This window comes from Pseudomonas sp. PKS, assembly GCF_051913525.1.
GTDB lineage: Bacteria > Pseudomonadota > Gammaproteobacteria > Pseudomonadales > Pseudomonadaceae > Aquipseudomonas > Aquipseudomonas guariconensis_D.
Window position 1 is genome coordinate 64,090 of sequence record NZ_JBEGDO010000017.1, and the last position, 21,818, is coordinate 85,907.

The 21,818-nt window shown below is 63.1% G+C and carries 9 protein-coding genes and 1 pseudogene; 6 read left to right on the forward strand and 4 right to left on the reverse strand.

Annotated features, from left to right (window positions below):
* Window positions 1–78 precede the first annotated feature (78 nt).
* The 4 genes from guaA to tadA all read left to right on the forward strand — a co-directional run bounded on the left by guaA (window position 79) and on the right by tadA (window position 7,122).
* Window positions 79–1,656: a glutamine-hydrolyzing GMP synthase gene (guaA, locus tag ABOA88_RS17295; protein ID WP_367851458.1), complete on the forward strand. Its 1,578-nt coding sequence runs from the start codon at window positions 79–81 to the stop codon at window positions 1,654–1,656.
* A gap of 176 nt (window positions 1,657–1,832) precedes the next feature.
* Entirely contained in the window at window positions 1,833–5,078 is a 3,246-nt protein-coding gene (locus ABOA88_RS17300; RefSeq protein WP_367851457.1) for a glycosyltransferase family 32 protein, read from the forward strand.
* 182 nt (window positions 5,079–5,260) lie between these two features.
* Complete coding sequence (locus ABOA88_RS17305; RefSeq protein WP_196167659.1) at window positions 5,261–6,643, forward strand: multicopper oxidase family protein; 1,383 nt, start codon at window positions 5,261–5,263, stop codon at window positions 6,641–6,643.
* A complete protein-coding gene (gene tadA, locus ABOA88_RS17310) occupies window positions 6,643–7,122 on the forward strand; it encodes a tRNA adenosine(34) deaminase TadA (protein ID WP_196167658.1) in 480 nt (159 codons plus the stop codon). Before ABOA88_RS17305 ends, tadA begins: the two co-directional genes overlap by 1 nt.
* A 13-nt stretch (window positions 7,123–7,135) precedes the next feature.
* On the opposite strand, the gene mltF is transcribed toward tadA, so the two are convergent.
* Entirely contained in the window at window positions 7,136–8,593 is a 1,458-nt protein-coding gene (gene mltF, locus ABOA88_RS17315; RefSeq protein WP_196167798.1) for a membrane-bound lytic murein transglycosylase MltF, read from the reverse strand.
* A 289-nt stretch (window positions 8,594–8,882) separates the two neighbouring features.
* Here mltF and purL point away from each other — a divergent pair, with 289 nt between their 5' ends.
* Both purL and ABOA88_RS17325 read left to right on the forward strand, forming a co-directional pair.
* Window positions 8,883–12,779: a phosphoribosylformylglycinamidine synthase gene (purL, locus tag ABOA88_RS17320; protein WP_367851456.1), complete on the forward strand. Its 3,897-nt coding sequence runs from the start codon at window positions 8,883–8,885 to the stop codon at window positions 12,777–12,779.
* Between the two features lie 2 nt (window positions 12,780–12,781).
* Window positions 12,782–13,093, forward strand: coding sequence for a Nif3-like dinuclear metal center hexameric protein (locus ABOA88_RS17325; protein ID WP_043212432.1), 312 nt, complete (start codon window positions 12,782–12,784; stop codon window positions 13,091–13,093).
* A gap of 114 nt (window positions 13,094–13,207) precedes the next feature.
* On the opposite strand, the gene ABOA88_RS17330 is transcribed toward ABOA88_RS17325, so the two are convergent.
* From ABOA88_RS17330 to ABOA88_RS17340, 3 genes and pseudogenes are all read right to left on the reverse strand, one after another.
* Window positions 13,208–15,253, reverse strand: a complete 2,046-nt coding sequence (locus tag ABOA88_RS17330) for a PhoX family protein (protein ID WP_367851455.1) — start codon at window positions 15,251–15,253, stop codon at window positions 13,208–13,210.
* 190 nt (window positions 15,254–15,443) lie between these two features.
* Window positions 15,444–19,970 carry a hemagglutinin repeat-containing protein gene (locus ABOA88_RS17335; protein WP_367851454.1) on the reverse strand — a complete coding sequence of 1,509 codons (4,527 nt, stop codon included), beginning with the start codon at window positions 19,968–19,970 and terminating at the stop codon, window positions 15,444–15,446.
* A 24-nt stretch (window positions 19,971–19,994) separates the two neighbouring features.
* Window positions 19,995–21,673 (reverse strand): annotated as a pseudogene (locus ABOA88_RS17340) (ShlB/FhaC/HecB family hemolysin secretion/activation protein).
* Window positions 21,674–21,818: the final 145 nt, after the last annotated feature.

Consider the following 21,818-nt stretch of genomic DNA (forward strand, 5'->3'; position numbering starts at 1 on the left):
GGCTTCCAGCAATACCTGTTAGCGGGGCTGTCACGACAGCCCCGCGTCGTTTCCGATTTCCACTGACGAGATTGAGTCATGGCCCTCGACATTCACGCTCACCGCATCCTGATCCTCGATTTCGGTTCCCAGTACACCCAGTTGATCGCCCGCCGCGTGCGCGAGATCGGTGTCTACTGCGAACTGCACCCGTTCGACATGGACGATGAAGCGATCCGCGAATTCAACCCACGCGGCATCATCCTCGCTGGCGGCCCCGAGTCGGTCCACGAAGCCAACAGCCCGCGCGCACCGCAAGCGGTCTTCGACCTGAACGTGCCGGTACTGGGCATCTGCTACGGCATGCAGACCATGGCCGAGCAGATGGGCGGCAAGGTCGAAGGTTCCGACCTGCGCGAGTTCGGTTACGCCCGTGTTGATGTGGTCGGCAAGAGCCGCCTGCTCGACGGTATCGAAGACCACGTCGATGACGACGGTGTACTGGGTCTGGACGTTTGGATGAGCCACGGCGACAAGGTCACCCAGATGCCGGGCAACTTCCATGTGCTGGCCAGCACCCCGAGCTGCCCGATTGCCGGCATGTTCGACGATGCCCGCGGCTACTACGGCGTGCAGTTCCACCCGGAAGTGACCCACACCAAGCAGGGCGGTCGCATCCTGTCCCGCTTCGTCCAGGACATCTGCGGCTGCGAAGCCCTGTGGACCCCGTCCAACATCGTTGAAGACGCCATCGCCCAGGTCCGTGAGCAAGTCGGCTCGGCCAACGTGCTGCTGGGCCTGTCCGGCGGTGTGGACTCCTCGGTGGTCGCCGCGCTGCTGCACCGCGCCATCGGCGACCAGCTGACCTGCGTCTTCGTCGACAACGGCCTGCTGCGCCTGCACGAAGGCGATCAGGTGATGGCCATGTTCAAGGAGAACATGGGCGTCAAGGTGATCCGTGCCGACGCCGAGCAGCGGTTCCTCGACAACCTGGCGGGTGAGTCGGACCCGGAGAAGAAGCGCAAGATCATCGGGCGCACCTTCATCGACGTGTTCGATGCCGAAGCCAGCAAGCTGGAGAACATCCAGTTCCTCGCCCAAGGCACCATCTACCCGGACGTGATCGAGTCGGCTGGCGCCAAGAGCGGCAAGGCCCACGTGATCAAGTCGCACCACAACGTCGGCGGCCTGCCGGAAGAAATGAACCTCAAGCTGGTCGAGCCACTGCGCGAGCTGTTCAAGGACGAAGTGCGCAAGATCGGCCTGGAGCTGGGGCTGCCATACGACATGGTCTACCGCCATCCGTTCCCGGGTCCAGGCCTGGGTGTGCGCATCCTGGGTGAAGTGAAGAAGGAATACGCTGACCTGCTGCGTCGCGCCGACCATATCTTCATCGAAGAGCTGCGCAAGGCCGACTGGTATCACAAGACCAGCCAGGCATTCGTGGTGTTCCAGCCGGTCAAGTCGGTCGGCGTCGTTGGCGATGGCCGTCGCTACGCCTGGGTCGTCGCCCTGCGTGCCGTCGAGACCGTGGACTTCATGACTGCTCGCTGGGCACACCTGCCGTACGAGCTGCTGGAGACCGTCAGCGGCCGTATCATCAACGAAATCGACGGCATCTCCCGCGTCACCTACGACGTGTCGAGCAAGCCGCCAGCCACCATCGAGTGGGAATGACCGGCTTGCCGGAGTAATCCGGTAACTGAAGCGCCAACAAAAAGCCCGCACATCTGCGGGCTTTTTGTTGGGCGCGCCGCAGCGGATGGCGGGTTCTCAGCAGGTGGTAAATAGTTGGGTTTTTAAGAATCGGCAGACTTCGCATGCTATGGACTTCATTGCGAAGGACTGTCGAAATGACCGAGCGAAGCGTTTTCCAGGATTTAAACGACGAAGTAACTGCCTCCAGGCAGGAAGCGAGTGGGCCTTTTTTATTGAAGGACTTCGTGAACCAGCAGGCATTGGACTACCCGTCGCCGCGCAAATTTGCCCATGACGTGGCCAAGGCCTATGTATTGCAGGCGCTGGAGCTGGACATCGACCCTGATGATCTGTTCATCACGACCTTGTATATCGATGCCTGGGATGAGGGTGATCAACGCGCAAACATCGCATCGTCCATGACCTTGACCGATGCCCTGATGCGTAATTGGCAGCAACAGGGTGATGGCAGCCTCTTTAGTCATCTTGGGACATTGGAGGCGTTCAGGGTCGAGGGCTATCCCACGGTCATCAGCGAGGAGCCTCTGCCGTTGGATAACTGCTTCGCCTATGAGGCGATCTATCGCAAGACCACGCCTCAGCGCTTTTCCAGTGATACGCAAGTCCGCCTGGACCCGAAGCAATTCAAACATTTCGCCTGGGAGGCCGATCTTCAGGCGAACTATCTGAGGCACTTGAAGAACTTCTGGCGTCTTCACGAGCGGGATTACAACTTGCTGATCAAGGCATCGGTGCTCAGGGCTGCCTTTGTTCAGCATGAAGAAGGTTCGCTGACGCTCAATGACAAGTACATGGTGCTCAGGGCCTTGGGGCTTGAGGTGTCCACCACCTGGGAAACACTGACTTACGAGGCGTTCGAGCAAGCGGCGCTCAATCAGCATGTCGTCAGCATTCGCGAGCTCTTGGTTTATCGCTATACGGCGAGCGACATTATTGTCTTCCAGGATGAACAGTCTGGACGCCTGCTGGTTTACATCCCCGGCAATTCTTCGCCGCTGCATGGTTTTGAGGATATGGCAGCGTTTTGCGACTGGTTCGCCCTGCAATGCAGATTCACTCAGCGCCGCACAGTTCTGGAAGGGCATTTCAAGGCGGAGGATGACCCGGACGGGATATTCTTATCAGGGCTCAAGACCGTACTGTTGGGCCTGGGCGCGTTCCCCGCTTGGCATGTGGGCAATTACTCCCGCTGGAATCCGCACGATGAAATCACCCTCGGCCCCGCTATTCATCCTTGGCCGTTCACACACTTCAAAAACAATCTGAAAAGCCGTCTGCAGTCCGATGCGGCGCGGCTAATTCGAAGCCGTGCCGCTTACAATCAAGGGGGCGCAGGCGAGGTACTGTCCACCGCGTTGACTGTCACCAGTATCGTCGCAATGGCAGTCCCGGCACTTTGGCTGCCCGTGGCAGCGATGTCTGCTGCGCTGATCGGCTTGGGGGCCGATGAGGTCGTCAACGGCACGCTCAAGGATCAGGCGCAAGGCAAGCACCGTATCATCTTCGGCGTTCTCAATGCCGTGCCAGCCACCTTGGGGCTTGCCAAGGCTGCAGGCGCTGCGGCGCGGGTAGGCGATACGGTCGCCCCTGGGGCTGCGGACGAAATAGGGCAAAAGGCAAGTACGCTCAGCCCCCAGGAAACACTGGAAAATGCCGCCACGACTGAACAGCAGGAGCAAGAGATTGCCAGTCAGCGAGAAGAGCGTGCCAATGAGTCGACCGATGAGCGAATGGCCCGTCGCGGGCATGAGGAGATGCAAAGGCAGGCGCGCGCCAAGCTCCATGCTCAAACCTTTGACAGTGTGAAGGCGTTCGGTGTCGAGCCCGACGGCCTTCGTTCGTTGTCACCCGAACTGCGCGATGAACTTGCCAAATTCGAATACAACGCGCCGCTGGGTGATGGCGGCAAATGGGTTGTGGATGATTTCGGTGCGGTCTATCAGGAAACCGACGCAGCTTCCGGCGTCATCACTCGCTACGCCCGGGTGCATGCCAAGGTATACCGAGTCGAGCGTATCGAGCGCGCAGGGCAGTACAGAATCATTTCGCCAAACGAGGCCGATATCCAAGGCCCCTACATCAAACGGTTGAAGGGGTTTTACTCCGATATCGATGTCAAACCTGGCCTGCGCGGTGGCGAGAGTCTTATCGAAGTGACAGCGGAGGCTGAGCCGCTGCCGGAGCGTGTCAAACCGGGCATTGCCCTGGTTCGTGCACATCCTCCCGTACAGATCGAAGTACCCATGGATGGGATTGAAGTGCGCCCGGCTTTCGAAGAGGAACAGCAGATAGACACGTATTACGCCATGAACAGCGCCGAAGGCACGCGTGTCACGTTCGATGCCGATATCGGGGGGTGGAAATCCTATGATGGGAAGGTCCACTGGCTGAACAACAAAGGTGTCTGGAGGCAAGGCAGTGTGAAGTCGTTTCTCGCGGCTCGGGCATCGCTTCGGTTCGGCGTACGTTATGAGGTCTACAGGTTTCCCCGTATTCCGGGCATCTCGCAGGAAGCCCGTGCAATCAACCGAGAGGTTCATCAGATTTGGCTGGGTGAGCAGGGGCCCAGGGTCGAATTGATTGAAACGATGAAGGCGAATATCCGTGCCAATCCCAGCTGGAAGTTCACCCTGCATCTGGATCTCGACAATGCTGCCTTTACCGGTGAAGTGGATCGGTTGAAACAAGCGTTCGCTGAGTTTGCCAACATGGTGGTTTCGCAGCTGAGGGATGAGCCTTTTTTCGCCAGGTTTCTCATCGATGATGAAACAGTGGTGCCTTATCGTTACTTTCGCAGCGGCAAAGGACAGAATCTGGCGGCAGCCTCGGATGTTTTGAGGTATTGCCTGATGCATGAATACGGCGGCATTTATGTGGATTGCGATGACGTCATGGTTGGCTCGTTTGAAGAGGCTGAACTCAATGCGGGCCCGGATGATGTACTGGTGGGCGGAGCGGTCTCTTCACCGAGAATGGGTTTCTATGGCCCAGGCAACAGCCACTTTGCAAGTCACGCCGGTAACCCGGTCCTGAAAGAGATCCAGCAGGTGGTCTATCGTCGTTGGATCAATGAGATCGATGCGTTGCGTGAGCTTGAAAGTTCGCGCGCAGTAGGCGCTGACGGGACCAATCCCTATATGCGCAAGGTCTTTGCAGTCAGTGGCCCTCAGATGTTCCTTGACACGCTCAAGCGCGTGCGTCCGGATTACGCGGACCTGCTTGATGATGTGTTGAAGCCCAAGGCGGGAATGCGTTCTTTGGCGTATCTCGAATTTCGAGATGCTGCCTTTGATTTCTATGCCCCCTTCGGGCGGCGGTTGAAAATCCGGGCTGGAGTGGAGAACTCCTGGAGTGCGACGGCCGGTCAGGCTGGCCATTGATAGCCAGGCGCGCAGAGGATACTGGGCTGTCTGTTCTTCTGCGTGTTCATGCTGTGACAAGGTGATCCAGGCGTCAGCTCAAGACTTCACTTAATCTTTCGCAAATGCAGGTGTATCGTATTCGCCCTTCATTGCCAGCACTGCTGGCAGACTGATTGCGCAGAAACGAGGTACCCGCACCGATGTCCTTTACCCGTCGACAAATGCTCAAGGGCCTGACCGGCCTTGCCGTGGTTGGCCTGGGCGCCGGAGGTGCGGCGCGTTATTGGCTGGGTAAAGTCGAGGACGAGAACGCCGGGCACGATTATGAACTGATCGCTGCCCCGCTGGACGTGGAGCTGGTGCCGGGGTTCAAAACCGAGGCCTGGGCTTTTGGCCCCTCGGCGCCAGGTACTGAACTGCGTGTCCGTCAGGGCACCTGGTTGCGGGTGCGCTTCATCAATCACCTGCCGGTGGAAACAACCATTCATTGGCACGGCATCCGGCTGCCGCTGGAAATGGACGGGGTGCCTTACGTTTCGCAATTGCCAGTCAAGCCGGGCGAGTTCTTCGACTACAAGTTCCGCGTGCCCGATGCCGGCAGCTACTGGTATCACCCCCACGTCAGCAGTTCCGAAGAGCTGGGGCGCGGCCTGGTCGGTCCGCTGATCGTCGAGGAGCGCGAGCCTACCGGTTTCCTGCATGAGCGGACCTTGAGCCTGAAGAACTGGCACGTGGACGAGCAGGGCGCCTGGCTGCCGTTCAGCATCCCGCGCGAAGCCGCGCGCAACGGTACGGCTGGGCGCCTGATCACCATCAACGGCCAGGCGGACGCGGTCACCGAGCTGCCGGCAGGCCAGGTGGTGCGGGTACGTCTGTTGAACCTGGACAACACCTGGACCTACCGCATCAACCTCAAGGGCAACTGCGAGGCGCGGGTGTACGCGCTCGATGGCAATCCCGTCACCCCGCGCGTATTGGAGGAGGACTACTGGCTCGGCCCAGGCATGCGCATCTGCCTGGCGATCCGTATCCCCGAGGCAGGCGAGGAGATTTCTCTGCGTGACGGCTTTGTGCGCCTGGGGACCCTGCGTTCGGTGGCCAGCGACCAAGCGCCGGGGGACTGGCCCAAGGCGCTGCCGGCCAATCCGATCGCCGAGCCGGACCTGGAGAATGCGCAAAAGCTCAACTTCAATTTCGAATGGGCCGGCAAGGTGTCGGTGGATACCGACAACGGCCGCCCACCGAGCCTGTGGCAGATCAACGGTCAGGCGTGGGACATCACCGACAAGACCTGCGCCGATCGCCCGATCGCCACGCTGAAGAAGGGCAAGAGTTACATCTTCGAACTCAAGAACATGACCCAGTACCAGCACCCCATTCATTTGCATGGCATGAGTTTCAAGGTGATTTCGTCCAATCGCCGCAAGATCGTCGAACCTTGGTTCACCGATACCTATTTGCTGGGCAAGAACGAACGCGCCCAGATAGCGCTGGTGGCCGATAACCCAGGCACCTGGATGTTCCATTGCCATGTGATCGACCACATGGAAACCGGCCTGATGGCCGCGATCGCGGTGGTCTGATGCGTCCGCAGATCATCGATCGCAGCCGCGATCAGGAGTTCATGCAACTGGCCCTGGAACTCGCCGCACAGGGGGCGGCCATGGGTGAGGTGCCGGTTGGCGCAGTACTGGTGCAGCATGGCCAGGTCATCGGACAGGGCTTCAACCGTCCTATCACCGACAGCGATCCCAGTGCGCACGCCGAGATGGTGGCTATCCGTGCTGCCGCGAAGGCCGCCAGCAACTACCGATTGCCCGGCAGTACGCTGTACGTGACGCTGGAGCCGTGCAGCATGTGCGCCGGGCTGATCGTGCATTCGCGCATTGCCCGGGTGGTCTATGGCGCGTTGGAACCCAAGGCCGGGATCGTGCAGAGCCAGGGGCAGTTCTTCACCCAGGGCTTTTTGAATCATCGGGTGATGTTCGAGGGAGGGGTATTGGCCGAGGCGTGTGGGCAGATTCTGAGCGATTTCTTCAAGGCACGGCGGGCTAAGGGCTAGCAACGGCTGTACGTTACATCGGTGAGGGCTGTTCGGCCGGCTTGTCCTTGTTGACCCCCGGCACATGCAGGTTGCCTTCGGCCACCTGGCCCTCGAGCTGCGGCTGGGTCACCCAGGTGAGGATGTCGTAGTAACGACGGATGTTGGCCACGAAGTGCACCGGTTCGCCGCCGCGGGCATAGCCGTAGCGGGTCTTGCGGTACCACTGCTTCTGCGACAGGCGCGGCAGCATCTTCTTCACGTCCAGCCACTTGTTCGGGTTCAGGCCTTCTCGCTTGGCCAGCATGCGAGCATCGTCCAAGTGGCCGCTGCCGACGTTGTAGGCGGCGAGGGCAAACCAGGTGCGATCCGGTTCCTTGATGCTCTCGTCGAGCTGGTCCTTGACCACCATGAAGTACTTGGCTCCGCCCTGAATGCTCTGTTTCGGGTCCAGGCGATTGGACACGCCCATGGCCTGGGCGGTGCGTTGGGTCAGCATCATCAGGCCGCGCACGCCAGTCTTGGAGGTGACCTCCGGCTGCCACATCGACTCCTGATAACCGATCGCCGCCAGCAGGCGCCAGTCCACCTGCTCGACCTTGGCGGTGGCGCGAAAATGCTTCTCGTACTTGGGCAGGCGCTGTTGCAGGTGCTGGGCGAACGTGTAGGCGCCGACATAGCCGAGCACGTCGACATGGCCGTAGTAGCGATCTTTCAGGCGCTGAAGGGTGCCGTTCTTCTGCGACTTGTCGAGAAACTCGTTGACCTCGTTGAGCAGGCTGTTGTCTTCACCGGCGGCAACCGCCCAGCGTTGATCGCGGGAATCCCCCAGGTCGAAGGCCACCCGGACGTTGGGGAAGTAGACCTGGTTCATGGCCAGTTCGTTGGAATCCACCAGGGTCAGGTCGATCTGACCTTCATCGACCATGCGCAGGAGGTCAACGACCTCGACCGCGTCGGACTCTTCGTATTCCAGGGCAGGGTTCTGCTTTTTCAGTTCGGCCAGTTGATCGGCGTGGCTGCTGCCCTTGAGCACCATGATCTTCTTGCCGATGAGCCCCTTGACATTGGTGGGGCGTGAGCGGCCATTGCGGTAGATGACCTGTGGGGTCACCTCGAGATAGGGGTGGGAGAATCTTGCCTGGGTCGTGCGTTTTTCGCTGCTGACCAGTCCGGCGGCGGCCAGCACCGGGCCGGAGGGCTTGCCCAGCTGGTCGAACAGATCATCGAGGCTGTCGGCGGTCTCGATTTCGAGCTTCACGCCCAGGTCGTCGGCAAAACGCTTGACCAGTTCGTACTCGAAGCCGGTTTCACCGTTGCGGTCCTGGAAATAGGTGGCGGGGCTGTTACGGGTTATCACGCGCAGCACGCCGTCCTCCTTGACGCGCTCGAGGGTGCTGGGTTTTTCAACACAGGCACCGAGCAGCAGGAAGAGTCCGGTTGCGAAGAGCCATCTGGCGCAGCGCTGGCGCAAAGCAGTGAGGGCGAACATAGGTTGCAGTATACGCAAAGGACCGGTCCCGCCATATCTCGACAATGGTTGGCAGGTCTGCTAGTTGGTTCGAGTGGCAAGCGGCAGGCCGTAAGCCGTAAGCGAAAAGCGGGCAGTGGCAGCCTGCATTTTCTTTGCGTTTGGGGCTTGCAGTTTGAAGCTGCATTTCTGACCCCGAAGTCCGGTTCCGCCGCCCGGCAGCATTGGCTTAGAGCGGGTGCCGAAAGTCTGCGAATTAGGCTAGAATGCACGGCCTCTAAGCACACCCCTTCCTGAGGCTGTCCCGACGATGTTGATCCTGCGCGGCGCTCCTGCCCTTTCTGCCTTCCGCCACGGTAAGTTACTCGAGCAACTGAGCCAGAAAGTCCCCGCTGTTACTGGTTTGTATGCCGAATTCGCCCACTTCGCCGATGTCGATGGCGAGCTGACCGCCGACCAGCAGCAGGTGCTGGGGCGTCTGCTCAAGTACGGTCCGAGCGTTCCGGTCCAGGAGCCGGCCGGTCGCCTGTTCCTGGTGGTCCCGCGCCTGGGCACCATCTCGCCCTGGGCCAGTAAGGCCAGCGATATCGCCCACAACTGCGGCCTGCAGAGCATCCAGCGCCTTGAGCGCGGTATCGCCTACTACGTCGCCGGTGAGCTGTCCGATGCCGACGCCGCACTGATCGCCGCCGAGCTGCACGACCGCATGACCCAGCGTGTGCTGGCCCGCCTGGAAGACGCCGCCGATCTGTTCAGCCACGCCCAGCCCAAGCCGATGACCTCCGTGGATATTCTCGGCGGTGGCCGCGCGGCGCTGGCACAGGCCAACGTCGACCTGGGCCTGGCCCTGGCCGAAGACGAGATCGACTACCTGGTCAATGCCTTCCAGGGCCTCAAGCGCAACCCGAACGACATCGAGCTGATGATGTTCGCCCAGGCCAACTCCGAACACTGCCGCCACAAGATCTTCAACGCCAGTTGGGACATCGACGGCCAGGCTCAGGAAAAGAGCCTGTTCGGCATGATCAAGAATACCTACCAGATGCACAGCGAAGGCGTGCTGTCCGCGTACAAGGACAACGCCTCGGTCATCGTCGGCCACGTGGCGGGCCGCTTCTTCCCGAATCCTGAAACCCGCCAATACGGCGCGGTCCAGGAGCCGGTGCATATCCTGATGAAGGTCGAGACCCACAACCACCCGACCGCCATCGCCCCGTTCTCCGGCGCCTCCACCGGCTCCGGCGGCGAGATCCGCGACGAAGGCGCCACCGGTCGTGGCGCCAAGCCCAAGGCCGGCCTGACCGGCTTCACCGTTTCCAACCTGCGCATCCCTGGCTTCGAACAGCCGTGGGAGCAGGCCTATGGCAAGCCGGGTCGTATCGTCAACGCTCTCGACATCATGGTCGAAGGCCCCCTGGGCGGCGCCGCATTCAACAACGAGTTCGGCCGTCCGGCCCTGACCGGCTACTTCCGTACCTTCGAGCAGGCCATCGACACCCCGCGTGGTGAAGAAGTGCGCGGCTACCACAAGCCGATCATGCTCGCCGGTGGCATGGGCAACATCCGTGAAGACCACGTGCAGAAGGGCGAAATCACTGTCGGCGCCAAGCTGATCGTGCTCGGCGGCCCGGCCATGCTTATTGGCCTGGGTGGCGGCGCGGCTTCGTCGGTTGCCACCGGCGCCAGCTCCGCCGACCTGGACTTCGCCTCGGTACAACGCGAAAACCCGGAAATGGAACGCCGTTGCCAGGAGGTCATCGACCGCTGCTGGCAGCTGGGCGACAAGAACCCGATCGCCTTCATCCATGACGTCGGCGCCGGTGGTATTTCCAACGCCTTCCCTGAACTGGTCAACGACGGTGGTCGCGGTGGCCGTTTCGAACTGCGCAACGTGCCCAACGACGAGCCGGGCATGGCCCCGCACGAGATCTGGAGCAACGAGTCCCAGGAGCGTTACGTGCTGGCGGTCAGCGCCGAGGACTTCGAGCGCTTCAAGGCCATCTGCGAGCGCGAGCGCTGCCCGTTCGCCGTGGTCGGCGAAGCCACCGAGGAGAAACACCTCACCGTCACCGACAGCCATTTCGACAACACCCCGGTGGACATGCCGCTGGACGTGCTGCTGGGCAAGCCGCCGCGCATGCACCGCTCGGTCACCCGTGAAGCCGAGCTTGGCGATGACTTCGACCCGAGCACGCTGGACCTGGATAACGCCGTCGAGCGCGTCCTGCGCCACCCGGCTGTTGCCAGCAAGAGCTTCCTGATCACCATCGGCGACCGCACCATCACCGGCCTGGTCGCCCGCGACCAGATGGTCGGCCCGTGGCAGGTCCCGGTGGCCGACTGCGCCGTCACCGCCGCCAGCTTCGACGTCTACACCGGCGAGGCCATGGCCATGGGCGAGCGCACCCCATTGGCCCTGCTCGACGCCCCGGCCTCCGGCCGCATGGCCATCGGCGAGGTGCTGACCAACCTGGCCGGTGCCCGTATCGAGAAGCTCTCCGACATCAAACTGTCGGCCAACTGGATGTCCGCCGCTGGCCACCCGGGTGAAGACGCCCGCCTGTACGACACCGTCAAGGCCGTCGGCATGGAGCTGTGCCCTGAGCTGGGCCTGACCATTCCGGTCGGCAAGGACTCCATGTCGATGAAGACCAAGTGGAGCGAAGACGGCGTCGAGAAGAGCGTCACCGCACCGATGTCGCTGATCGTCAGCGGCTTCGCACCGGTGGTCGACATCCGTGACACCCTGACCCCGCAACTGCGCATGGACAAGGGCGAGACCGACCTGATCCTGATCGACCTGGGCCGCGGCAAGAACCGCATGGGCGCCTCGATCCTGGCCCAGACCTTCGGCAAGCTCGGTGCCCAGGCGCCGGACGTCGACGACCCTGAGGATCTCAAGGCCTTCTTCGCGGTCGTCCAGGGCCTGAACGCCGACGGCCACCTGCTGGCCTACCACGACCGTTCCGACGGCGGCCTGCTGACCACCGTGCTGGAAATGGCCTTCGCCGGCCACTGCGGTCTGGACCTGCAACTCGATCCGCTGACCGACAGCAAGGGCGACGTACCGGCCATCCTCTTCAACGAAGAGCTGGGCGCGGTCATCCAGGTTCGCCAGGACGCCACCCCGGACGTGCTGGCACAGTTCAGTGCCGCTGGCCTGGGCGACTGCGTCGCGGTGATCGGTAAGCCGGTCAACAACGGCGAAGTGTCCATCAGCCTCAATGGCGAAGTGCTGTTCGACGACCAGCGTCGTCTGCTGCAGCGCCAGTGGGCCGAGACCAGCTACCAGATCCAGCGCCTGCGTGACAACGCTGACTGCGCCGACCAGGAATTCGACGTCCTGCTGGAAGAAGAAAACCCAGGCCTGTCGGTCAAGCTGGGCTTCGACGTCAACGACGACATCGCAGCGCCCTACATCAAGAAGGGTGTGCGCCCGCAAGTGGCCATCCTGCGCGAGCAGGGCGTCAACGGCCAGGTCGAGATGGCTGCCGCCTTCGACCGTGCAGGCTTTGCCGCCATCGATGTGCACATGAGCGACATTCTCGCCGGTCGTGTCGACTTCGCCGAGTTCAAGGGCCTGGTGGCCTGCGGTGGCTTCTCCTACGGTGACGTGCTGGGCGCCGGTGAGGGCTGGGCCAAGTCGGCGTTGTTCAATAGCCGCGCCCGCGAAGCCTTCCAGGCGTTCTTCGAGCGTAACGACAGCTTCGCCCTGGGCGTGTGCAACGGTTGCCAGATGATGTCCAACCTGCACGAACTCATCCCGGGCACCGAGTACTGGCCGCACTTCGTGCGTAACCGCTCGGAGCAGTTCGAGGCGCGTGTGGCGATGGTCGAGGTGCAGAAGTCCAACTCGATCTTCCTGCAGGGCATGGCCGGTTCGCACATGCCGATCGCCATCGCCCACGGTGAAGGCCATGCCGAGTTCGCCAGCGAGCAAGCCCTGCTGGAAGCGGACCTGTCCGGTTGCGTGGCCCTGCGCTTCGTCGACAACCACGGCAAGGTCACCGAGGCCTACCCGGCCAACCCGAACGGCTCGCCGCGTGGTATCACCGGCCTCACCAGCCGCGACGGTCGCGTGACCATCATGATGCCGCACCCCGAGCGTGTGTTCCGTGCCGTGCAGAACTCCTGGCGTCCGGACGAGTGGCAGGAAGACGGCGCCTGGATGCGCATGTTCCGCAATGCGCGCGTCTGGGTGAACTAAGCGTGTACAAGCTCGCCTTCTTCGTGCCGCCGAGCCATGTGGAAGTGGTCAAGGCCGCTGTGTTCGCCGCAGGCGGCGGACGCATCGGCGACTATGACCACTGTGCTTGGCAGACGCAGGGCCTGGGCCAGTTCCGCCCGTTGGACGGCAGCCAGCCGTACCTCGGGCAGACTGGTCAGGTCGAGCAGGTGGAGGAGTGGAAGGTCGAGTTGGTGGTGGCGGATGAGTTGATCGCCCAAGTCGTCGCCGCGCTCAAGGCGAGCCACCCGTACGAGACGCCAGCCTACGAGGTCTGGCGGCTCGCCGAGTTCTGATCCCGTTCGTGTGATCCCAGGGGCCGCTATGCAGCCCATCGCAGCGCGTTCGTTCCACTCCGTGGGAGCTGGCGAAGCTTGCGATGGGACGCGTAGCGGCCCTTTCTACAAGCATCAGCCGATGCCGATCTCTCCTCCATCCTTGCGTTGAATCACCACGGTCGACGACCGAGGCCGCACACGGCTGCCCGTGGGGGTGGCGTCGGTAGCGATGTCGCTGTGCGGCCAGTTGGCCGGATGCTGGATGTTGACGAACAACGTCTTGTTGTCGGGAGTGAAGGTGATGCCAGTCACTTCGCAGCCGTTCGGCCCAACGAAGAAGCGGCGCAAGTCTGCCTGGTTGCGGGCATCGATAGGCACTTGCCTGCCGTTTGCGTCCACCAGATCGGTGGGGATCACCGCGAGCAACTGGTCGTTGGTATAGCGGGTCACGCTCGATTCGCTGTTGTCGGTCTCGAACCACAGCACACCACGGCTATCGAAACTCATCCCATCGGGGCTGGCGAACTGGTTCAGTTCGGTCAGGCCCGAACAATTGATGTCGGCACCGCCGTCGGCATTGGCGCCAAAGACGAAGATGTCCCAGGTGAAGCTGCGCTGATCGTCGTTGTCGTGCCAGCGGATGATGTGGCCGTGGCGGTTCGGGCCGCGTGGGTTGGCCGCATCGACCTTGGCCGGTGTGCGTTCGCTGTTGTTGGTCAGGGTGACGTAGGCGTCACCATTGAGGGGATTGACCGCCGTCCACTCCGGGCGGTCCATGGGCGTTGCCCCCACGGCATCGCCAGCACCCCGGGTATTGAGAATGATCCCCGCCAGGTCGCCGTACATCGCACCCAAGGTGCCACCGCCGGTGGTGGCCGTGCCGGGGGCGAGCAACAGCCAGTGGCCGGTGCCGTCGGCATCGAAGCGCGCCACGTAGAGCTTGCCGTGGTCCAGGTACTTGGCGCCGGTGGCCAGTCTATCGCTCGGGTTGGCGTCGGCAGGGTCCCAGACGGCATCGGAGACGAACTTGTACAGGTATTCATTGTTGGAGTCGTCGCCCATGTACCAGACCAGCGGTTTGCCGGCTACCGCCAGGCCAGGACAGCAGCCCTCATGGCGGAACCGGCCCAGCGCGGTGCGTTTGACGGCGCGCGTGCGGGCGTCGTACGGGTCGATCTCGACGATGTAGCCGTAAGTGCTGGCTTCGTTGCGGTAGTCCTCGGTGGCACTGGCGCCGCGAGGGGTGATATCGAAGCGGGCGAACTCGCCGTTGGCTTCGCTGCGGTCACCTGCGGCGCTCTCCCAGCCGTACTGGCCGCTCGAGGTGGCCACGCCGATGCGCACCTGGTCGGCAGGGCGGGTGCCCTTGTTGACGAAGATGCCGGGCCAGTTTTCCTCGCACGTGAGGTAGGTGCCCCAGGGTGTATAGCCGTTACCGCAGTTGTTGTTGGTGCCACGGCACTGGGTGCCGGCGGGCGAGAACCGGGTCTTGACGTGGTCGCTGCCGCGCAGAGGGCCGGCGATCTCCATCAGCGAGGCGGTGGTGAAACGGCGGTTGAGCGGGTCATTGTCGACCACCTGCCAGCGCCCATTGAGTTTGCGCAGGCGAACCACGCCGGCGCCGTGGGCGTTGATCTCCTTGCGCACTTCTTCGGCCGGGCGCTTGCCATTGGCAGAGGTGGTCGGGCCGTTCGGGTGCAGCGCGGCAGGGTCGATGTATTCGAAGTTGATTGCCAGCAGGCCATCGTCGGAACTGCCACCGATGGGGAAGAAGTGCATGCCGTCGTGGTGCATGCCCATGGCGTTGGCCTGATCTGTGGATGTGTTACTGCCGTCGGCTTTCCAGGGGCTGGCCTTGCCGTTCAACGGTGTGCCCCAGGGCGCCAGGACATAGGCGCTGTAGCCGGCGGCCACTGCGCAGCCATCGGTACGCGAGCCGGGGATCGACTGGAACCCCAGTCTGGGCCTGGGAGTGGCGGGACGGGCCGGAGCCGGCGTGCCTTGGTTGGCGCCACTGCCCAGGCAGCCGGTCAGGCCTGCCCCTGCGATCAGCGCGATGGCCGCCCCCAAGCTGCCGCGCATGACACTGCGCCGGCTCAGGTAGGCATCCATGACACTGGCCATTGGCAGATTGCCGCTGGAGTTGCGATCAAGGTTATCGCCGCTTTCTCGACTCATCAGGGTGTCCTTGCGTTGCTGAGTGGAAGGAAGACCGCGACTTTGAACGCAAAGTATGACGATTTTTTGGCAAAACCATGAAAGGGTCGCCGAAACCCGTTCGTCACGGCCAGGATTGGTTTTCAGGATGTGTGATGGATGGCCTTGCCCTCGAACACGAGCAGGCATGCCTGCTCGTGCCACGGTTGGCCTAGCGACGCTTCTGCTCGATGTGCGAGGTCCATTGCTCAGTGCGGTTGTGTCCGCTGGTGCGCACCAGCCCCAGATCCATCGGGTTGTCGCCCTCGGCCGCGCCCTTGTCCTTCGCCAGCTCGGCGATGGCGGTCCCCAGGTCGACCGGCGAGTTGGACGCGTCGATCGAGACATCCCGGCGGTAGTCGGTGCCCGACAGGGTTTGGCGGGTGACCGAGGCTGCATCCAACTCGACAGGGCCATTTGCCGACAGCAAGCGTGCGCCCACCAGCTTCGCATCGCCACCGACCTTGAGGGCGATGCCGTCGGTGCCCTTGAAGGTGGCCTGATGGGCCACGGTGTCGCGCTGTTGATGGGACAGGTCCAGCTTGAAGGTAGGGGAGAGGCCAGGTTCGGCCTGGCTCAGGGCGGAGCTGGTCTTCTTGCCGACTTTGCTTGCTGCCGGGCCCGCCAGGGCTTTGGCGGCGTTGGTATAGCTCTGCGGGTTCTTCTCTTGGCTCAAGCGTGCGTCTACCCCGACGGTCAGGGTATCGATGCGGTCCTTGCGACTGGCCAGCAACAGGTCGCCGCCGACGGAGCCCTGGATGCGGCCGGCCCCCAGGCTGGTACCTTCGAAGCGTGCATCGCCCTGGGTGTACAGATTGATGTGGTCTGCGCGTAGGGTGTTGGCATTCCAGATCTGGTTGTCGCGTTTATCGAGGTCGAGCTTGATCCGGCCATACAGGCCGCGGCTGTCGAGTTCGCCTCGGCTGAGGGTCAAGCCGGCGCCACCGGTGATGTCCAGGTTACTGCGCTTGTCCTGGTTGCCTGAAGCCTCTAGCAGCAGGCCGCCATTGGGCGTCTGCAGATCGAGCAGCGTGGCCGAGACCTGCAGACCTTGCGCATGCAGGGCGAAATCCTCGCGGGCGCGGCTGCTCATGTGCACTTCTGCGCGAGTGTCGATGCGGGCGTCGACCGCTTGGTTGGCGTCTTCATCCAGTTTTCCATGGGTGAAGTGGCCGCCCAGGGCGCCCCCTTTGCTGTTACCCGTCTTGGCGGCCAGTTCCAGGCCCCCACCGATCTTGCTGCCACTAGCCACTTGGGTATTGCGGGCGGCCTTGACCTGCAGCAGGCCGTCACTGTCCAGGCGGACCTCGCCTGTAGGCGCTTCCCGGCTGCCGATACGGGGGCCTTCGAGCAGCAGGTCGCCGCCGCTTTTGAGGGCGACGTCGCCTTTGGCGTCGATCTGCGTAACCTGGGCGGTGCTCGATTGGCGTTGCTCGCGCTCGCGGTCAAGATAGCCACGCCCCTCAAGGCCGGTACTGCCGGGGCGATTGCCGCCCTTGAGCCAGGCATTGCCGGCGAGCTGGAGCGATTGCTCGGATGTGCTGTCAGTGGCCGCGGCAATGGTCAGGCTGCCGGTGCTCTGCGCGCTGAGGGCGCCGTCGCCTGCATCGATGCGCGTGCCTTCATAAAGGCCCGGGCCTGCGAGCTGGATCTGGATGCCTTGTTGGCCGAACAGCCCGCCAGGGCGTGCGGTGAGCTGGGTTTGCGTTTTATCCACAGAACCTCCCTTGCCTGCACCGCGGCCATTGATGTCCTGCCCGGTGCTGGTGTCCACGCGTAGGTCGCCTCCGGCATCCAGGCGCTGGAGGGTGTCGGACTGGGTATCGCTGGCCGCTTTCAGTTGATGGCGCCCGGCGTCGATCTTCAGCGAGCCGGCAGTGGCTCGCCATTGGGTGCCTTGGTCCTCGATCCGGTCGGCCTTGACCTGGACCGACGCGCCGGTGAATTCGCTGACCTGTGCATAGCCTCGTCGCAGGTTTTCCAGACGCTTGATGTGCTCGACAGTCAAGTCGCCGCCGATGCTGGGCGCGGCCAGGGCATCCTCGACCGAGGCTTGTTGGAAGCGCGCAGCCTCCTCGCCTTGGACCAGGCGTTCGATGGGCCGGGTCAGGTCGCGGTACTCCAGGCTGGCGCCAAGGCCGGCGCGCCAGCCGGTGGCGTCATGCTTGCGCTCGTTGAGGTCATCAACGGCCCGGTTGTCGATCTGCCCTGCGTTCACCTGCAAGGTCCCGCCTGCCTGCACCCGGGCGGCGTCGCTGGCGAGGGTTGCGGTAGAGAGCGTCAGATCGCCCTTGGCCAGCAGTTCGCTACGCACGGCCGTGCTGTCGTTTTCGACAGTGGTGTCCTGGCGATGCTGGCCTGTCGTGGCGCTGCCCAGCCGGTCGATGCCGCCCGAGACTGTGAGGCCTCCTTCGATGCGGGTCTTTTCGGTGGTCGATCGCACGGTATCGTGCGTTGCGCCGAGGGAGATTTTCGGGGCCTGGGCGGTGAGCGTGCCGGCAGTGGCCTGCACCTTGGAGCCATTGACCTGTAGGTGAGTGCCGCTGTCGAGGGTTACCGTTGCCCCTTTGAGTTCGCTGGGTGCCTGCATCGTCTGATCGACCTGCTGTTGGGTGTTGGTTACCTGGTACCCCAGGCTCGCTTCGAACTGGCGCGAGTCCGCCTTACCGTCCTGGGCAGCCTGGGTCTGGCGGGCGCTGACTGTCAGGCCGCGCTGTACTTGCTGGGTTTCGCGGTGGGCCTGGGCTTGAGCGCTGGCGATCAGCAGGTCGCCCTTGGCCTGCACCTGCAGCGTTTTGCCTGCCGTGGCCTTGGCACCGATCAGGCGCATCTCCTCGGCGCTGGCAAGGCGCAGGTCGCTGGTGGCGCTCAGGTCGCTGACGATCACCTGCTCTTGGCGCGTGGTGCGTGTCTGGTCACTGCCGAACAGGCCAAACAGCTTGCTGTCGCGCTCGTGCTCGGTCGTGGTGATGCGGTCGCGATCGGCCTCGATGGCCAGCAGGCCCTTTTCGCTGAACAGGATCGAATCGCCCTGGCTGCTCAGGGTGCTGCCCTTGATCGTGACCTGATCGGCGATGATGTCGAGGTCGCCACCTACCTTGAGGTCGCTGCCGGCCACCGTCTGGCCCTGGCGATCGTTGCCATCGCGTGAGCCGAAGAAGGCGCCGGAGACCAGATCGCCCCGATAGTCGCGTTGTGTGCCTGTGTCCTGCAGGGTGGTCGTGGTCACGCTCACCTGGCGCGCCTTGAACACGGTGTCGCCCTGGCTTTGCAGGCGGCTGCCCTGCACGTTGAGCGTATCGCCGGCCGTCATCACGACGCGCCCGCCTTCCAGGTGGCTGGCGTTGGCGGTTTCCTTGTAGCGGTCGGTATCGCTGTCGCCGCGCCACAGGTGCTTGCGGTGGCGCACCTGTTCTTCGATCCGTTGACTGTCGATGCCGGCTTCGACATCGAGCCTGGCCGCACTGTCGAGCCTGAGCTCGCCTCGGGTTCGAAGATCTGCCGCCACCAGGCGCATGTCATTCCCTGATTGCAGTGCGATCCCCTCGTCGGCTTGCAGCAGTGTCCCTTGCTGCTGACGGTCTGTGGTGGTGCGCTCGCGGTTGTAGGTCTCGGTGGTGACGAAGAGGAACTTGTTGTTCCACTGTTCGTGATCGCGCTGGAGGCTTTCCCGAGTCTTGGCGTCCAGGGTCAGTTTGTTGCCGGCAGTGAATTCGATACGCCCGGCTTTGGCCTCGACGGCGTCGAGCGTCAGGTCGCCAGCGGCGGTCAACGCGAGTTCACCCCGCTCGGTGCGCAGACGTGCACGTTCGTCGGCGGTGCCGCTGACGTTCAGGGTGCCTGCCGAATGGACGCTGATGCCATCGTCCGCACTCAATGAGGAGGGGCCCACGCGTACACCTGCGCCTTCGGCAGTGCTTACCACCCGGATGCGTCCAGCACGCATGGCGCCGAACAGGCTGGCATCGATGCTGGCCGGGGCGCTGGGCAGGTGCTGAATGATTTGCCCGTCCTGGGTATCGATGCGATTTCGCCCGACAGTCAGGTTCAGGCCTGTGCGCGCTTCGAGCGGCCCCTGCTGATCGATGCGCGGGGCGATCAGCTCCAGCGCCGCCTCGCGGTTGGATTGCCCGCCTTCGAGCACCTGCAGGCTACCGCTGGCGTTCAAGGTGTCGAGAAAGCGGATCTGTTGATCCTGGATTTCCGGCGTGCCGACCAGCAGGCCTGCACGCGTGGTGTTGATGAAGCTGCCGCCATTGAGGGTGATGCCATTGGGATTGGCCAGGATGTAGTCGGCGGCACGGCCGAAAATCTCCTGCGGGCCTTCGATCAGCGAGGCGTTGCGGCTGACGACTTCGCTCAGGATGGTCGAAGCGGCCTGGCCCTGGAATTGTGGATTGGCGTTCAGGGCACCGGCCAGCTGTGATTGGCCAGGCTGCAAGGCGTTGTTGAGCACCACGCCGGGCTTGGCGACGTTGTAGTCGAGAAACTGGTTATGGGACAGGCCGTTGGCGTTGGGGGCGACGATGTCGATCACCGGTACGCCGTGGCTGTTGTTGACGACCGGCGTACCGCCGGGCCCGGAGGTCGGTTGCAGGCCGTCTGCGGCCACGGCGCAGGAGCACGTCACCAGGGCGATGAAAATGGCCCAGCGCAAGGCATCCGGGCTTATCGATTGGGGGTGGGTAGAAAGGGTCACTGTTTTTTCTCTTTTGTTGTGTGATCAGAGACTTAGGGTCCACTCCAGGACCCAGAGGCCAGGTTCCAGCGAGCGCCGGTTGCGTTCGCTGGCGTACAGGGCTCGTTGGTAGTCCAGGCGCAGGTGATTGGTGGGAGGCCCTAGCACCACACCCAGGGCGCCACCTGCGATTCGCTGGGAGTGCTGGCGGGGGTGAAGCGTGTCCAGCCCAAGTCCAGGCCCAGGTGTGGGCGTATCTCCAGTGCCCGGGAGAAGGGCAGGGGCTGGCTGAAGGTGTTGCGCCAGACCACGCCGCTGGCACCGGCGACCGTGTCCTGACGCCAGCCGCGAACGGCGGCGTCGTCGCTCAGCAGCAGTTGCTCGATCGCTGGAAGCGGTTGTTCGCTGTACTGCAGGTGCAACTCGCTGTGCCAGCGCCAGGGCCATTGCGCAGGCCCCTGGCGCAAATGCACGACGCTGGCCCGGTACTTGCGCCAATGCGTTTGCGCAGCCCTTTCGGCGGGCAGCAGTGGATGCTCGGCGCCAAACCAGTCCAGGTTCTGGGACACGCCCATGTAGGCGTTCCACAGGCCCCCTTCGAGCCACAGCAGGTTGAGGCCGGCCTCCAAGGTGGTCAGCCTCGGGCTTTGCTGCGCGATCGCGGTGCCTTGAATGCGGTTGACCAGTTGCTTGCGGTCCAGCCGGGCGAGCGCACTCAACATCCCTTGGCTGTTGCGCCAGAGCAGGCGTTCCACGCTCAGGCCCTGGAGATGGCTTTCGCCGGCGCTGACCTGACGCCGTTGCGGCAGGGGAGCGCGATAGCGCATCCAGCTGGCATTCACGGCCAGGCTCCACGGGCCATAGGGCACGCTGTAGTAGAGGTTCACACCTTGGCTTTGGCCAGGTGCGTCGAAGACGGTCGAGGCCAAGCCCAGGCGCAGGTCGTCATTCAAGCCCAGTGGGCTGTCCAGCCCCAGCCCAAGGTTGAGGCGATGACGACCGGTCAGGTCGCTGCCGCGGTTGTCCAGGCGGCTGTCCAGGTGCCAGCGCGAAGCGGTGCGGCGCGGCTGGATGACAACGCGTGTACCATTCTGAATCTCACCCGGTAGCAGCTCGGCGTTCAGGTCATAGGCACGCAGGCGGTTGAGCTGGTCCAGGCCTTGCTCGAGCGCGGGCAGGTACAAGGGGTGGCCGAGCAGGTCAGGAAAGGCGCCTCGCAAGGAAAGCGGCAGGTCGGCGCCGGCCAGTTCGATGGACTCGACGAAGCCTTCGACGATGACGATATCCAGTGGCTCGTCGGCCTGGGGCTGATGCGCCAGGTAAGGGCGGCTGGCCGGATAACCTGCCTGGACGTAGCTGTCGGTGATGCCCCTGAGCAGCCTGTTGACGTCGTCGACGCTCAGGCAAGGGCGCCAGAGGGGCCGCAGGATGGCTTCCAGCTGCTGATTCGATAGCACACGGTTCCCGCTCAGGCGTAGCCCGGGGGTGGGCCAGCAGCGTGAATCTGCGCGAGGGGGGGCAGGATCGTCCCGTGGCGGGCCTGGCTGGCGGCGGCGTTGCCATCGTTCGAGGCGTTGCCGGCGTTCCTGAAGCTGCAGGGTGCGTTGTTGCTCGCGTAGTTGCGAAGTGGCGGGATCGTTGGCCCACGCAGGTGGGTGGACCGTCAAGGCAAGGGCCAGGCTGGCCAGCATCGGCCTGGCGAAGCGACGCAAGGAAGTCGGCATGGAGAAGCCCCGCAATGTCTGCACGTCTGTGCTTTTTTGCGTGGATTCTAAGAATCCGACTTACCGTTTGGATGCGGTCCCGTACCCAACTGGGCGTCAGGTGGGTGTGGGTTTAATGTGTGTAATTTCCTACAAAGCCAATCGA